Origin of the sequence: Polyangium sorediatum, from assembly GCF_029946465.1 — a bacterium.
Lineage (GTDB): Bacteria > Myxococcota_A > Polyangia > Polyangiales > Polyangiaceae > Polyangium > Polyangium fumosum.
In genome coordinates, this window is the sequence record NZ_JARZHI010000007.1 from 309,728 (window position 1) to 323,210 (window position 13,483).

Here is a 13,483-nt window from a genome sequence, read left to right on the forward strand (position 1 = left end):
CCGCAGCGAAGGACGAGGTCAGCCCGCACGGGCACGGGGTCCTGGCAGGAGCCCGTCTCACGCGACGCTCGCGCCCGTCGGAGGATGGACGCAGGTGTGGAGGAGGCTTTGAAAGAAGGGCGCGGCGACAACCCCCTGCGGGCGCTCTTGCGCAGGCTCACATGCCTCCGGTACGGTTCTACCGTGTCTGGGACGACAGAACTCGACTCGTTGATGGCACGTGCGCGGAGCCGCGTCTGGTCGCTTTATGGCATCGTCGCTGGCATCGTCGCTTTCATCTCGATGTACGTGATGCTCACCTACACGCCCGCGCTCCGATGGTTTCTCATGGCGTTCATCTGGTGTTGTGGGTGCGTGGCCGTTCTCGGGTTGGGCTATCTATGGGTTCGAGCGCGCGTCGCCGCGACACGACGATTGATGCAGCTCGTGTCCGAGGGAGCACTCAGGATCGCGAATATCGATCTCACGAAGATCGAACTCGAATTCTTGCCGTTCGGAGCCGAGGTCGACATCGAAATCACGTCAGGCGAGCACCTCGCCTTCGGGTTTTGGCTGCGCGACGATGCCGATGCGCTGGTTGCGTTGCTGCGGGAGCTTGCCGTGATTGGAGTGGCGTGTCGTCAGTAAGAGCGCGTCGCAGCGAGGGGGGGCGGGCGGCGAAGGAGGGTGACCGCATCTGCGCTGGCGACGTGCGCAAGGTGGGATGCGCTCGGCTGGCCGACATGCGAGGAGGGATACGAGTTGCCCGAGGGAGAGCTGGGGGTCATGGGGGACCTGTGCTTCACGGCACAAAATAGTAAACAAGGGGGGAGCGAAATGCTCTTGCGTTCGGGCTCGGCGAAGGCTAGGGTTCGCGCCCGCTTCACCGGCAGTACCCGTCCCCATCGTCTAGCCCGGCCCAGGACCCAGCCCTTTCAAGGCTGTTACGCGGGTTCGAATCCCGCTGGGGACGCTGAGTTACCAAGTTCGATACCGAACAGTCTGCCAGGGGCCGACACACCGACCAGCCGCATCCGACGCTCTCCGGGCGTCGGGAGCGGTGTGGCGGTCAGACCGTTCGGGAAGAGCTCTTCGATGAACCGCCGCGCCTCGACCGGGTTGCGCACAAGCGTCTCCCGCAGCTCTTCGAGGCGCCGTCGCGCCTCGGCTTCGAGCCGCCGGACCTCGAGGTCCATCGCCACCGGAACCGTCTTGGCCGTCCGGAGCCGCGCTTCGAGCGCCGTCAGCTCCTTCTGACGCTCGCCCACCTTGGCGAAGAAGACCCCCCGCGCCTCCGCGGGCGCTTCGAGGGCGAGCTCGGCGAACTTGTCCACGTCGGCGCGCAGCCTGGCCGCTTCCCGCTCCCAAGCCGCGATCTCATCGCCCTGAGACTTCGCCCGAGCCGTAAGCCGCTCCCGCAGCGCCGCGAGCAACCGGCCGAGGAGCTCCTCCGTCATGATCTCCCGGGAGACCCACGCGAGCACGGCCGTGTCGACCGTCTCGACCTGGCGCCGCAGGGTCGACGCGCAGACCTGCCCGCCCCGATCGCGACGACGGCAGCACGTGTAGACCTTGATCGGGTCGTAGCCCTTCTTCCCGTTCACGACCGTAAGCGGCCCGCCGCACTCGCCGCAGCGCAGGATCCCCGAGAGCAGGTAGCTCGCCGGCCTCCCGCCGTCGGTCGAGTGCCGTTCGTTCGACTGGATCCGCTTCTGGACGGCCTCCCAAAGCTCCTCGGGGACGATCCGAAGGTGCGGAGCGTCGACGACGACCACCTCGTGAACATGCGTCTTCGTCCGGATCTTGGTCCCGGCCTTGTAGGTCTTGTGCGTGTGCCCCCACTCGATCCGCCCGACGTAGAGCGGACGCCGGAGCATCGCGTGGATTGCCGCGGGCGCCCAGGCCCCGAGCCCATCCTTCCGCACCCGCGGAGGCGTGATCCCGCGCTCCGTCAGGTCCTTCGCCACGCTTCGCAGCCCCTCACCGTCCGCGTACCTCGCGAAGATTTCACGGACGACCTCCGCCTGCTCGGGCTCGATCTCACGCACTCGCCCGGAGCCATCCAACGCCGAGACGTTCCGATAGCCGTACACCGCGCCGCCCGCGACGAGGCCCCGCCGCGCCTTGCGCTCGACGCTCTCCCGCGTGCGGCTCGCGATACGCCGTCGTTCGCTCTCCGAGGCAAAACCGCGCATGACCGCGACGAGCCGCGTCATTTCGTTGTCGAGGACCATCTCCTCGCCCGTCGCGTAGAAGAGGATCTTGACTCCGGCGTCCGTCAGCTCTTGCGCGAACGTGGCGACGCGGAGCATGTCGCCGCCAAGCCTTGAGTCGTCGCGAACGACGACCACGTCGAAGTGCCCCGCGAGCGCGGCATCACGCAGCGCCGCGAAGCCCGGCCGCCTGTGAGGAGCGAACTCCGCCCGGCTCGCTGTGTCCGTGAATTCGTGCCCCGCGTCGAGCAAATACCCGCGTTTCAGGGCGCAGCGCCGCGCGTTGTCGAGTTGGGTGTCGAGGCTCTCGACCTGGTGCTCGTCCGTCGAGCGCCGCGCGTAGATTGCGGCACGGATTGTCATGACCGCGGAGGGTACCGCACGAGGTCTGCCTCGACAAGCGCAAGCAGCGCGCCTAGGACCGCATCCTGTCTTTGTCGTGGCAGATCATCCCATGTTCGAGGCCTCGAAGCGGTTGTCGGGCCACCCCCCGCCGACGAACCCGCCCCCTCGTGCTCGCCGCGCGGCCCCCGCGTCTTGCCACCAAAGGCGCGTTCCGTCACGTCGGACGGCTCGCCCCCTTCGGAGGGGGTTCTCGTATCAGGGGAACGTGCTCGCTGCATGGCGGACCGCGAGCAAGGTACCTACCGCGACGAGCACTTTGCACGCGGAAACAGCGCACAGATAGGACAATTTTTGTCATAGAGATCCGCTCGGATCCCGTGCGAACCGTCTGCCACAGTGGGCCCGCTGCCTGGAGCCATGGCTCGTGGGCCCGCTCGTGTTGTCGTAGACGAACTCGTCAACGGTCCACCCGACAGAAAACCCCTTCGATGACAGGCAGATGGCGCTCCCGGGCAAACGGCGCTTGCATCGCGGCCCAAACCGAGCGTAGCTTCGTGTGGTCCCGACATGCCCCGTCGCCTCGCCAGCCTCGCCGCCGTGCTCTGCGGGCTCACCCTCGCATCGCCCGCCCTCGCGGCGAAGCCGAAGGTCGCCTTCCGCTTAGAGTACGCGCCGCCGACGCCGGCCGATGGGTGCCCCGACGCCGAGGAGCTCGCGCTGCTTCTCGCGGGCGAGTTCGGATACTTGGTTGTCAGGACCGACGTCTCGCCCGTCGTCCGGATCGAGGTCCGCCGGGTCGGTCGATCCTTCGAGGCGGAGCTTTGGGCCCCCACCGCGGAGGGAGCCGAGCCCTGGCACGGCCGAACGGATCCGCAGGGGACTTGCCGCGAGCTCGCGTACGATGTCGCGACCCTCGTCGAGGCCCGCCTTGGTGCCCGCGCCTGGGGAAGCGAGGCACCGCCCCCGCACATCGCAGCGCCGCCTGAGATCGAGGTTCAATCCCCCGCGCTTCATGCCTTCGCCTTTCGCCCGTTCGAGTCCCTCGCAGCCCTCGTCCCACAAGCGGCAGCGTCCATCACCAGCTCGACGTCCAACAGCGAGGAACCGCCCTTCCAGGTAGAAGCCGCCGCCGGCCCGGCTGTGTCACTCTACGGCTTGCCCGGAGTCGCTGTTGGCGGAAGCGGCTTGCTCGGCGTGCGATGGCCGCTCTTTGCCTTCTTCGCCGAGGTCCGCGGCTTGATCACGCCCGCGTCTGGCGTTGGAGACAGGGACTTGCCCGGCCGAACCGCTGCTTGGACTGGCTCTGTGCTCCCTTGCCTTGCCTTGAAGCACGTCGACGCGTGCGGCGTGGTCAGCGTCAGTCAACTCCAATTCGACCTTGGTTCAGGCTACGACGTGACGGCCTCGGATGCCTTCTCGGTCGGATTTGGGGGGCGGGTCGATGGCCGGATTCGACTCTCTGAACGCTTCAGGCTGCACGGATACGTGGACCTGAACATGCAGCTCCGAAGCATCGTTGTTGCGCTTGACCCTACAGAGTCTCGCAATGCCGTGACCGATTGGAGATCGCCCCTCTTTCGAATCACTGCTGGTATCACTGTGTCGGCAAACCTATTGGAGTAACATTTATGGGCAAAACGAACTGCGTGCACAGGACGGTTTTTCTCGCCTCCGCCGTCATGGCAGTCCTCGTGACGGGGCTCAACGGTTGTAGTGAGGGACGCGTCACCTACCGCCCTATCGACGGCGAGGGCGGAGGCACGCCCGACGCGGGCGCAGATGCCTCTGATTCCGGCGACGAGGACGCCGACGTTCCAAGTACCGACGGGGTGGTCGACTGCGATTTCCAGTGTCTCGGCGACTGCGCGCCATTTCGCCCCGCCGGCTTCACGTTCCCTTTCCTTGCCTGGATCGGCCCGAACGATGGCACCGCGCCTGATTGCCCGGACGCCGCGCCCGTCGAGCAGTTCACGTGGCACGCCGAGCTCGTGATCCCCCCGAAGAAATGCGGCCCGTGTTCGTGCGGCCCGTCGTCGGGGACCTGCACCTTGCCTACGAACATCACCGCGCACGCGGCCACGTGCTGGCCGCCGGAGGGGACGATCGCGACGCCGACGAATCCCCCGGCCGCGTGGGATGGGTCCTGCGCCGCCGAACAAGCCATCCCCGCCGGCCTCTCTTGTGGTCCTGGCGTGCCTTGCGTGCAGTCGGTCACCATCAGCCCCCTTGGCGTCGAGGGCGAAGCGTGCGCGGCGATCGACCCCTCCAGCAACACGACCACGGCGCCCACGAAGCCTTCATGGTCATCGCTCGTTCGGGTATGTGAAGGGAGCGCGTTCGGCGCGTGCGATTCGGACGAGCACTGCATCCCGGCCGAGCAGAACGGTTATCGCCACTGTGTCGAGCGCCTTGGGATCCACGCATGCCCGGACGTAGACTACACCGAGCGCTTCATCGTTTACGATTCATTCGAGGACCAGCGCATGTGCTCCCCGTGCACGTGCGGCGCGCCCGAAGGGAGCTCTTGCTCCGCGTGGATCACCTTATACGAGGATGCCGTTTGCTCGGCCAAAACGTTCAACATCTCCGTCTCTTCCAGCAAGCCGACATGCCTCGACATCAACCCGGAAGGCCAAGGCATCGCAGCCAAGACAGCGAAGGCCCCGACCTACCATTCCGGGGTTTGCGAGGCTTCCGGGGGCGTGCCCTCGGGCGAGGTGGTCCTCGCTGGCCCCCGGACCTTGTGTTGCCGTCCGTGAATCCGCACCGCGTTTGCCGAAGGACCGAGGAACCACAGCATGGATGCACCTGATCAGGACCCGCTCGCCCTTCTGACGAACTACCAGGACGCCATCGATGCCTGCCTGCGAAAGCACCACATCCCGGCAGCCGACGTGCCGGACCTTCGGCAGGAGGTGTACCGGCTGGCGATCGAGTACCTCGAAACCCACGAGGTCCTGGCCATGGGCGCCTTCCTTCAGCAGATCGCCGCGAGGGTCGCGGCCGATTATTGGAAGAAGCGAGGCATCCAAAGCCGCAAGGCCCCGAAACTCACGGAAGAGGACGTCGCCCCGTCGAATCCCGAGCACGAGTACAACGAGGCCGAGATCCAGCGCCACCTCGACGAGATCCTCGCCGCCCTTGAGGCAAGCGATCCGCGCGGCCGCGCGCTCTTACGGGCTCGGTTTGGCCACAACAAGAAGACCAAGGAGATCGCGGCGGAGTTCCACCTGGCGACGAGCACCGCGCACCACTTGGTCACCAAGGCCGTCGCGACGCTCGCCGAGGAGTTCAAGAAGCGCGGGATCAGGAGCCGCAGCGTCCTGCCCTTCGTCGACAAGAGCCACACGCACGACGGCTCCACGGAGGCGGGCGGCGCGGGGGACAAGGCGGACGCGCCGGTCACCTTCGCGGCCCCCAGCCGGCCCTCCACCGCCCCGCCGAACGACCGAGTTCAACGTGCACTCTCGATGCTCGCCAGCGCCGCCGCCGGGGCCATCATCGTCTTCCTCCTCATGCGTGGCGCCCACCCCGTCGCGCGGCTCTCGCCCATCTTCGTCACGGTCGCGGCCTCGGGGGAGCCGAGCACGCCGCGCGGGATCCTCGAGAACGACCGCGCATGCGTTTGCCCCGAGGTGGTGTCAGCGCCCGTGCCCGCCACGACCCCGCAAGGTGGCGCTCCAGCGGAGGCGGACATCAACGCGACAAACCGCCACCTCGCGCGAATCATCAACGCAGCCGAGGCCCGGGGAGACTGCGAAACCGCGAACAAGTTCCGTCGCCGGCTCACGGGAGCCTTCGCGGCCGCGTTTGCGACCCACGGGCCCTGCAAGCCTACACCGTAACACCTTCCCCCACCCATCCAACACGCGCATGCGGTTTCTTTTGGAAAACCGCGCGCATCCTCCGACTATACAGGCGAGAGACCAAGAGAAGGAGGAGCCGGCGTGGCGCACTGGTCGACGCGCGGCCCTCTTCGCTTGTCGTGTATTTCCCGTGCGGCTCGCAAGGGGACACGTGTCTTTGGGCACCGTGATCCACCCGAGCAGCGGGCATCTATTCGCCTGGAGGTCTTATGTCCGCGCAACCGGTCGACACAATGAAAGAGGACGATCCCGCCGTGATCTCCGCGCGAAGCGCCGCGCCGCCGGCCTCGGGCGTTCGTCCCAGCGCGCCCCCCGAGGACAAGCGCGACACGTTGTACGATCCCCGGCCGCCGGTGCCCTGGCACCGGCGAGGGCTCGATCTCATTTTCGCCTTCGTAGCGCTCCTTGGCACCCCGCTACGACGAGCCCGCGAGCACCTCGCCGCGCGCCTTGACCCGCCGCCCTTGGCGTGCTTCCTGCCGCCTCCGCCGCTGCATCGCAAAGGCGAGATCCCCCTGGAGCACATCGGCGAGATTCTGCTCCATAACATCTTCCGGCTATCGCCCGCGTATCTGAGCGCGGCAGAGCACGTTGTCCGAGAGGCACAGTATATCCAGCGCCTCCCGGATCGCGACAAGCTCCCTTACTTCGTGCTCTTCGCCATCACACGCCTTTGCGCAACCACCCGCGAGCCGGTGCCGGTCGCTTGGGTTCGCGCGCGTCTGCCCGAGGTCCGCCGATCCGATCTGAACCGTGCCCTCGAACAGCTCGAGGAGCAAAAGGTCATCGCGCTCCTTTCCATCGAGACCAACAACCCGCACGAGGTTGCCCTCGGGATCACGAACCTCTTTCGCGGGTGTCTCACGCATATCGAACTCCGCCACCCGCTCTGACGGAGCGCAGCAAGGAAGGTAAAAAACAATGGCAAAGAAGCAGACCCAGCGAGGCGAGCCTGCGCCCTCGACGTCCCCCGAGGAGAAGGAATCGGAGGAGTTGACCACCGAGCTCGCGCTCGGCTCCGATGGCCTTGTCTACGTGAATGCGGAGCACCTGAGCGCCGAGCAGTGCGAGGGACGCCGCATGTTCCAGGGCTACGCATTGACGCCCGAGGAAGCGAAATGCGCAGCAAATGCGATGCACAAGATCGCCTTCAATATCACAGCGGAAGTCCGTCGAACGAACCCGAAGAGCAAGGGGAAGCGCTGACTACGATCCGCCCGGGGCTCCTTCGCCTTAAGGACTCTCCATGCCGCGCCGGAAAACAACCCAACCACTTCTCAAGCCCCTTGGCGACCGCATCCGGGAGTTGCGCCACAACCGGAAAATGTCGTTGGCCAATCTCGCCGATACGAGTGGCGTGAGTAAAGGCTCCTTGTCCAACATCGAGCAAGGGCGCGTCAATCTCACGGTCGAAACCTGCGTGAAGATCGCCGTGGGCCTCGGGGTCCGGGTCCAGGACGTGATTCCCAGCGGGTTGGAGGATCTGCTGTCGAGGGGTCGACAGAGCGACCCGGGAAGCCATGTCAAACGCGCAGGATGATGCCGCAAAACGCGACTTCGTGTGTGCGACGGATGGGCGCGTCTACGTGCGTGGCCGCCCGAAGCGGGATCGACGTTGGTTCATGGGGCTAGCCATTTCTCGACAAGAACTCGCGCGGCTCGGGCATTGGCCTCTCCTGGCGTGGGCAGTTACCGGGGAGATTGCGCTCGGCAGTGATGGGCGTGTTTACGTTTATTGGAGTATGCTGCCCGTCCCCGAAGAGGGAAGAGATATGTTCCTCGGGTACGAGTTGACGAATGAAGACGAGTTCCACCAGACGGTCCGCAGAATGGCGTCTGAGCTCCAGTGGAGCACTTGCCGCTTGATCAAGGGCTGGTCGAAGAAAGACGCCCGACGGGCCAGGCGCCCGAGCTCGTCCCGGAAGACTACCAAATCACCTGCGAAACGCTCCCGCCCCAAGCCGTAGGGCGCCACCGCGCGCCGGTCCCATCGTCGAAGTGCGTGAACTCCGCCCACGCCTGGCCGTTCGGCGGAAAGCCGACCATCGCGCTATCCTGCCGTCGGAACGTCGCCCCGAAGCCCGAGACCGCGAGGCGCACGACCCGGATTCGCCGCGCGCCCCCCGAGGGCTCTGCCAGCGTGTAGGTACGGCTCGCCGTCAGGATCGGCAGGAGGACGACGTTTGCCGTGTTCGCGTCGAGGACAGCGTCAGCATTCGGCGCATTCGCGAAGATCGTGTCCTGCGTCCCCGACTTGAAGGTGACCGGGCCCGCGAACGTGACCGGCCCCGTGAACGTATCCCCGGCGAGCGCAGCCTTCGCCTTCCCGAGCTTGTCCACCGCCTGGATCAGACCGACGAGGGCCGAGCGGACGGTTCCCGTAGGGATCGCGCCATGCTCGAAGAAGCCGATCCGAGACGCGCCGTCATCGACCGTCCCGGTTCCCGTCGCCGTTCCGCTCGGAAGCCCGAGGATCGCCGCCGCCGTCCCGCTCGCCGAGAGCGAGGAGCTCGCGCCCAGCGTCTTCGAGACGAGCACGAGCCGGGTTTCATCGTCGAGGCTCGCGTCCTTGTTTTTCGGCGCGCCGGCCTTGATCTGCTGTGCGATGTCCGCAGGCGTCAACGGAGCCACGAATTGGACCATTTCGGCCGACCCCGAGTCCTCGCCGAGGAGCAAAGTCTTCCCATCGAGCAGCCCGCCCGGCCCGAGCTCCCCGGTAGGGTTCGTCTCCGCGTCATATTGAGTGAACGTGGACAGCCGCTTCGAGCCGAGGAGCGTCGCCCGCGTCCCGTTGGCTACGCCGGCCAGCTCCGCGCGCGCCCGGCCGAGTGCATCGAGGAGGTACGCCGTCCGATCCGCGAGGCGGACCAGCCCGAGACGGTAAAGGGATTCGTGATTGACGAGTTCCCCGTCGTTCAGCATGCGAACGAAGGCATGAAAGACCATCGAGCCCATGAAATCGTAAGCCATGACCGCCTCCGTCAGATGTCGTAACCACCGCCGAGCCGGAAAGGCATCGACATTCCCCCAAGCATGTTCCCCGCGCCGATGGGCCAGAATGCGACGCCGCTCCCTTCCGAGCCGCCGAGCTTGAAGCCGAGCGCGAGCCCGAGACCGAGGATCGGAGCGTCCCGGAACCGGAGGATCACGTGGACGGGGTAGCCGTGCGCGTCCTTCCACTTGAGGATCTGCCGCTTGATTGCGCGGACTTGGTCCACGGTTGCCGTTGTTCCAAGTGTCAGTTCCCCCAACAGGAGCGGCATTCGCAGAGGCTCGATCCCGAGCGTCCCGAAATCCGGGCCGAGGACGACCCAAAACCGCGAATACCAAGACCCTTCAGCGAACCGCCCTTGCCAATCTTCGATCACGAGCACATCCGGGAGCCCGAAGGCCAGCAGACTTTCCTCGATGGCTCCCACCGTCCCCGCCCGTTGATGCGTCTCCCATGCCCGTTCCAGCCGAGCCAAATATTCTTCGTCCGTCTCCCCCTCGAAGCGTTCGATATCGAAGCCTTGGCCATGCCAGCGCAGCGCATCGGGCGGCCCAAGCCCTGGCCAGCGCGCTTTGATGGCCGCCCGGAGCTCGTCCAGCGTGGCGTCCTTGGTCTCGCCGAGCAGAGCCAGGAAGGCTTGCGCGTTCGGGCCGCGAAGCCATTCCGCATCGGTCCATTGCCCACCGTCGGGGATGTTGCCGCGCTGGAGCTCTCGAAACTCGTCCGCCATGCGTCCTCGGTTCGTCAAAGCAAGGTGAGGTGAGGGGAGAAGACGATGGCATCCGTCGCCTTCGGGAGGACGTCCCGCGCAGGCGACACGAGCCGGACGTCCACCGTCCCGCTGGCGATGTCCACGAGCTCCTCGATCAGCCGCGCGCGGTAGAGGGCCTCGCCGAGGGGGTAATCGGATTGCAGGGCGACGAGCCGGCCGATTGCTTCCGCCACAGCATGCGGATTCGTTGGATTCCGCAGGCTCGCGACGATCGGCACCTCGAGCAGCGTCGCCGAGAAGCACCGCAGCGGCCCCGTCCCCACGGCTTTCAGCCCCGCGAGGTAGCCGCGAACGGCCTTCACCTCGGAGGCGGATGCAGGCCCGGCGGGATTGGCGAGGTAGACGTCCACGCTCCCGGGCCCGTTCGGGTTGTCGTCGCGGACGCGGAACCGCGAGACGGAGAGCCCGAAGAGCTCTGCCGCCTTTCGGATCCGGTACCGGACCGCCGCGAGGTTCCCACCTGCGCCGAGGGAACCCCACTTGTCCCGGCACTTCGCGCGGAGGCTCGGATCGCTCTCCTCGTCCGCGCCGGCCCTCGTGATCCACGTGCCCGTCGCCGGCTCCGCCGGGTTGGAGATGCGGACGCCTTGGAGAGGCGTATTCAGAAACGAAATGGTCGACGGGGGGACGTTGTACCGCGCGCCGGGCGCCTCCGCGCGGAAGGTGAGCGCGAGGGTTCCGCCTTTCGGAAGCGTGCCCCCGTCGACATTCACGTACCGGAGCGGATCGGCAAGCTCGGGCCCGAACACCGCTGCGAGCTCACCCGGTTGGATGACGTGGAGAGAGTCGTCGGCAAACTCGGTCAAGACCATCCGCCCTTCGGTTGGAATGGCCTCGCGCCGCAACTCTTGAAACCAACCGAGCGCGACGAGAGCGAGCCACGCGCCAAAGGGGCCGTTTTCGTCGTCCCCGAGATAACCGCCGCGGGTGATCGCGATCCTCGCGGCCTCCCATGCCTCGACCGTTTGCGCCTCGATTTCGAGGAGCACGCGCCCGATCCGCTTTGCGTCCCAGCCCCGCGCGCGCAGCCCAAGCCCGTGAGCCTTTTCGATTAGGTCCTCGAAGATGACGTCCTTCCGGCGAGCCGCGAGCAGCGCCGCGAGCGACGGAGCGCCCATTACGCGGCCTCCCCGAGTGACCGGAACAGGACGCGCCGCGCTTCGCCCGTCTCGACCGTGAGGAGGTAGCTCCCTTCGGCCAGCTCGAGCCGCCCGACGATGAAGAGCACGCCGCCCCGTAGCTCCGCGCGCACCGAGGCCCCGACGACGCCCGGCTCCTGGAGCGCCTCGCCTTCGAGGAGCTCGCCGAGGCGATAAAGGTTCGTCGGCGAGGGGTCCGCGTTGATCATCCGGAGGACGTTGACGCCCTCGGCGGGCGACCAGGGAAGCGCGCCCGAACTCATGAGCCATCGACGCGCCACGGCCTCGAGGACGACGCGCGGCCCTTCTACGACCGCCTCGAAATCGATATCGATCGAGCCGTCCGGCCCGAAGGTGCTCATATCGTCGCCGTAGTCGATGGCCATAGTTATCCCAGCAGCGAGGCGAGCCCGCTCGTGATGATGCCCCGGATCGGCAATTCCACGACGGAAGGCCCGGAGACCTGAACGCCGAGGGCCCCGAGGACGATTGCGACCGCCGAGCCGGGCGGCTTCCATTCGATCGTGCAGAGGGCCGCCGGCTCCGTGACCGTGCGGAGGACGAGCGTCCCCGAATCCGTGGAATCGTCGACCCGTGCAACGGCCTTCGTTCCGCCGCCGAGGACGATCCGGATCATGGCCGCGTCCGTCTCCCATAGCCCCGCGAAGGGCTTGGCCGGATCCCCCTCGGAAAAGCCGACCTTCACGCGGGCGCCCTTCGCCACCTCGACGCGGATCCCTGGCAGACCAAGCCAGACAGGGACGCCCGACAAACCAGGCATGTCCACGCTGTCGAGGCGGAGGTCAAGCGTCCCGTCGGCCCCTTGCGCTACGACCGTGGCATCATGGCTCGCCAGGTATTGCAGCGGAACCGCGAGCGATTGCGCCACGAGCCGCCGCAGGATCTCCCGCTCGCGTTCGGCGCTCATGACGCTTCCTCGAAGAGGACCTCGGTCCGGAAGGCCCCTGCATCGTCGACCCGGTGGACCACGCGCCCGACGCGCCGCCCATCGAACAGGATTCCCGGCTCGATGTCCGGAGCGTCCTGCGCGTACACCGCGCGCGCATGCGCGCCGTCCTCCGAGACGCAGAACGGCCGGCCGGCGTATACTGGCCACGTCTCGACACCCACGAGGATTGTACCGTTCCGCCGAACCCTCCACGAGACACCCGCCCGTCGACAAACCACGTTGAGCGCTTCCGCGGCCCGCGCTCGCACCCGGACCCATCGCGCGAGAACCGGCAGCCCGTCGAGGCCTTCGAGTTCGCCCGCTTCCTCACCGGCCTCGCGGAGGATCGCCGAGACGATGAGCCGAGGCGGAGCGAGTTGATATTGCCGCGGAGGGAGTTCACGCCGGAGGCCTCCACGCCCGCCGACGATGAAGGCCCGCGCGCGACCCTCGAAGGCCCGGCTTTCGAGCACTGTCCCCGAAAACTCGACCGTCGCGGCATCCTCCACGCCCACGGCGATCACGACCGAGCCCGAAAGGGGTTCGGCCGTGTCCACCTCCGCCTCCGCCGTCCACGCCCCCGCGAGCGGCATCGAGAGGCGCAGCGAGATCACTTCGAGCGCGCCGATTTGAACGAGACTCACGGCCGGTTCGCTCCCGCCGCGGCCTTCGCCGCAGCCGTGGCGAAGAGCGCCCCGACGCCCTTGTGGGCAATCGTGCTCCCAGGCTTGACCTCATGCCACGGCTTGTTTTCGTAGGAGACGGCCGTGCTCGGGGTTTGGACCGCGTCAGGCTTCTTCGCCGTTACCTCGGCCGGCGGGGGAGGTGCCCATTCCTTGCAGTGCCAGACGATCGTCCCGACTTGGAACTCGTCCCAATCCGGCCCCTCGTAGGACTCGATGGATACCGCGTTGATCTTCGCAAGTCTGCATTTCGGATGACCGATCTTGTGCGGCCCGCTCCCTGGCTGTAGCCGTTCGATTGCCGCTTCCATGTCGGGCCATAGGGCCTCGGTGAAACGGACCGTGATCGTCACCTCGGCGAGCTCGCGCGCTACGTTCGTCGTGGTTGGCTTCTGTGCGCCGCCCTTCCGCTTCGTATCCAGCTTCGCCTTTGGCTGTACCTTGAGCGTCGCCGTCCCGTCGCGAGGGTTGGGCGGAAGATCGCCCGGTCCGAGGGTCACGGTGTCCCAAACGTCCGGATTATCGCTCGGCGCGGGAATCGGCAT

15 protein-coding genes and 1 tRNA gene are annotated in these 13,483 nt (G+C 66.8%); 8 read left to right on the top strand and 8 right to left on the bottom strand.

The genetic code is table 11. The annotated features are described in order from the left end of the window. The first annotated feature begins 183 nt into the window (after positions 1-183). Both QHF89_RS11945 and QHF89_RS11950 read left to right on the top strand, forming a co-directional pair. Positions 184-627, top strand: coding sequence for a hypothetical protein (locus QHF89_RS11945; protein WP_136969458.1), 444 nt, complete (start codon positions 184-186; stop codon positions 625-627). A gap of 250 nt (positions 628-877) precedes the next feature. After that, positions 878-952: transfer RNA gene (locus tag QHF89_RS11950), tRNA-Glu, on the top strand. Here the strand turns inward: QHF89_RS11950 and QHF89_RS11955 are convergent. Next, positions 924-2,555: a recombinase family protein gene (locus QHF89_RS11955; RefSeq protein WP_136969459.1), complete on the bottom strand. Its 1,632-nt coding sequence runs from the start codon at positions 2,553-2,555 to the stop codon at positions 924-926. The two genes, QHF89_RS11950 and QHF89_RS11955, sit on opposite strands and share 29 nt — an antisense overlap. A 549-nt stretch (positions 2,556-3,104) precedes the next feature. Here QHF89_RS11955 and QHF89_RS11960 point away from each other — a divergent pair. From QHF89_RS11960 to QHF89_RS11985, 6 genes are all read left to right on the top strand, one after another. Next, positions 3,105-4,160: a hypothetical protein gene (locus QHF89_RS11960; protein ID WP_136969460.1), complete on the top strand. Its 1,056-nt coding sequence runs from the start codon at positions 3,105-3,107 to the stop codon at positions 4,158-4,160. Positions 4,161-4,165: 5 nt separating this feature from the next. Next, positions 4,166-5,296, top strand: a complete 1,131-nt coding sequence (locus QHF89_RS11965) for a hypothetical protein (protein ID WP_136969461.1) — start codon at positions 4,166-4,168, stop codon at positions 5,294-5,296. A gap of 39 nt (positions 5,297-5,335) precedes the next feature. Next, the gene (locus QHF89_RS11970) at positions 5,336-6,382 is read left to right on the top strand and encodes an RNA polymerase sigma factor (protein WP_136969462.1); all 1,047 of its coding nucleotides are present in this window, start codon (positions 5,336-5,338) and stop codon (positions 6,380-6,382) included. Between the two features lie 275 nt (positions 6,383-6,657). Then, positions 6,658-7,296, top strand: a complete 639-nt coding sequence (locus QHF89_RS11975; RefSeq protein WP_136969463.1) for a hypothetical protein — start codon at positions 6,658-6,660, stop codon at positions 7,294-7,296. A 28-nt stretch (positions 7,297-7,324) separates the two neighbouring features. Continuing rightward, positions 7,325-7,609 carry a hypothetical protein gene (locus tag QHF89_RS11980; RefSeq protein WP_136931805.1) on the top strand — a complete coding sequence of 95 codons (285 nt, stop codon included), beginning with the start codon at positions 7,325-7,327 and terminating at the stop codon, positions 7,607-7,609. A 40-nt stretch (positions 7,610-7,649) separates the two neighbouring features. Beyond that, positions 7,650-7,943 carry a helix-turn-helix domain-containing protein gene (locus QHF89_RS11985; protein WP_136969464.1) on the top strand — a complete coding sequence of 98 codons (294 nt, stop codon included), beginning with the start codon at positions 7,650-7,652 and terminating at the stop codon, positions 7,941-7,943. A 386-nt stretch (positions 7,944-8,329) separates the two neighbouring features. Here the strand turns inward: QHF89_RS11985 and QHF89_RS11990 are convergent, their stop codons facing one another. Genes QHF89_RS11990 through QHF89_RS12020 form a run of 7 tightly spaced genes read right to left on the bottom strand, consistent with a single transcriptional unit; the run spans position 8,330 to position 13,483 of the window. Beyond that, positions 8,330-9,373, bottom strand: coding sequence for a hypothetical protein (locus tag QHF89_RS11990; RefSeq protein ID WP_136969465.1), 1,044 nt, complete (start codon positions 9,371-9,373; stop codon positions 8,330-8,332). A gap of 11 nt (positions 9,374-9,384) precedes the next feature. Continuing rightward, positions 9,385-10,125, bottom strand: coding sequence for a phage tail protein (locus tag QHF89_RS11995; protein WP_136969466.1), 741 nt, complete (start codon positions 10,123-10,125; stop codon positions 9,385-9,387). Between the two features lie 14 nt (positions 10,126-10,139). After that, positions 10,140-11,285 carry a baseplate J/gp47 family protein gene (locus QHF89_RS12000; RefSeq protein ID WP_284720391.1) on the bottom strand — a complete coding sequence of 382 codons (1,146 nt, stop codon included), beginning with the start codon at positions 11,283-11,285 and terminating at the stop codon, positions 10,140-10,142. Next, positions 11,285-11,692 carry a hypothetical protein gene (locus QHF89_RS12005; protein WP_284720392.1) on the bottom strand — a complete coding sequence of 136 codons (408 nt, stop codon included), beginning with the start codon at positions 11,690-11,692 and terminating at the stop codon, positions 11,285-11,287. Before QHF89_RS12005 ends, QHF89_RS12000 begins: the two co-directional genes overlap by 1 nt. 2 nt (positions 11,693-11,694) lie before the next feature. Then, positions 11,695-12,234 carry a hypothetical protein gene (locus tag QHF89_RS12010; protein ID WP_136969468.1) on the bottom strand — a complete coding sequence of 180 codons (540 nt, stop codon included), beginning with the start codon at positions 12,232-12,234 and terminating at the stop codon, positions 11,695-11,697. Continuing rightward, entirely contained in the window at positions 12,231-12,899 is a 669-nt protein-coding gene (locus tag QHF89_RS12015; protein ID WP_136969469.1) for a hypothetical protein, read from the bottom strand. Before QHF89_RS12015 ends, QHF89_RS12010 begins: the two co-directional genes overlap by 4 nt. Then, positions 12,896-13,483 carry a hypothetical protein gene (locus tag QHF89_RS12020; protein WP_136969470.1) on the bottom strand — a complete coding sequence of 196 codons (588 nt, stop codon included), beginning with the start codon at positions 13,481-13,483 and terminating at the stop codon, positions 12,896-12,898. Before QHF89_RS12020 ends, QHF89_RS12015 begins: the two co-directional genes overlap by 4 nt.

Bases quoted from the DNA above. Each gene is read 5' to 3' on its own strand.
- QHF89_RS11995 (WP_136969466.1), bottom strand. From the start codon at position 10,125: ATGGCGGACGAGTTTCGAGAGCTCCAGCGCGGCAACATCCCCGACGGT.
- QHF89_RS11970 (WP_136969462.1), top strand. From the start codon at position 5,336: ATGGATGCACCTGATCAGGACCCGCTCGCCCTTCTGACGAACTACCAG.
- QHF89_RS11955 (WP_136969459.1), bottom strand. From the start codon at position 2,555: ATGACAATCCGTGCCGCAATCTACGCGCGGCGCTCGACGGACGAGCAC.
- QHF89_RS11985 (WP_136969464.1), top strand. From the start codon at position 7,650: ATGCCGCGCCGGAAAACAACCCAACCACTTCTCAAGCCCCTTGGCGAC.
- QHF89_RS11960 (WP_136969460.1), top strand. From the start codon at position 3,105: ATGCCCCGTCGCCTCGCCAGCCTCGCCGCCGTGCTCTGCGGGCTCACC.
- QHF89_RS11990 (WP_136969465.1), bottom strand. From the start codon at position 9,373: ATGGCTTACGATTTCATGGGCTCGATGGTCTTTCATGCCTTCGTTCGC.
- QHF89_RS11965 (WP_136969461.1), top strand. From the start codon at position 4,166: ATGGGCAAAACGAACTGCGTGCACAGGACGGTTTTTCTCGCCTCCGCC.
- QHF89_RS12005 (WP_284720392.1), bottom strand. From the start codon at position 11,692: ATGGCCATCGACTACGGCGACGATATGAGCACCTTCGGGCCGGACGGC.
- QHF89_RS12010 (WP_136969468.1), bottom strand. From the start codon at position 12,234: ATGAGCGCCGAACGCGAGCGGGAGATCCTGCGGCGGCTCGTGGCGCAA.
- QHF89_RS12000 (WP_284720391.1), bottom strand. From the start codon at position 11,285: ATGGGCGCTCCGTCGCTCGCGGCGCTGCTCGCGGCTCGCCGGAAGGAC.
- QHF89_RS12020 (WP_136969470.1), bottom strand. From the start codon at position 13,483: ATGCCGATTCCCGCGCCGAGCGATAATCCGGACGTTTGGGACACCGTG.
- QHF89_RS11980 (WP_136931805.1), top strand. From the start codon at position 7,325: ATGGCAAAGAAGCAGACCCAGCGAGGCGAGCCTGCGCCCTCGACGTCC.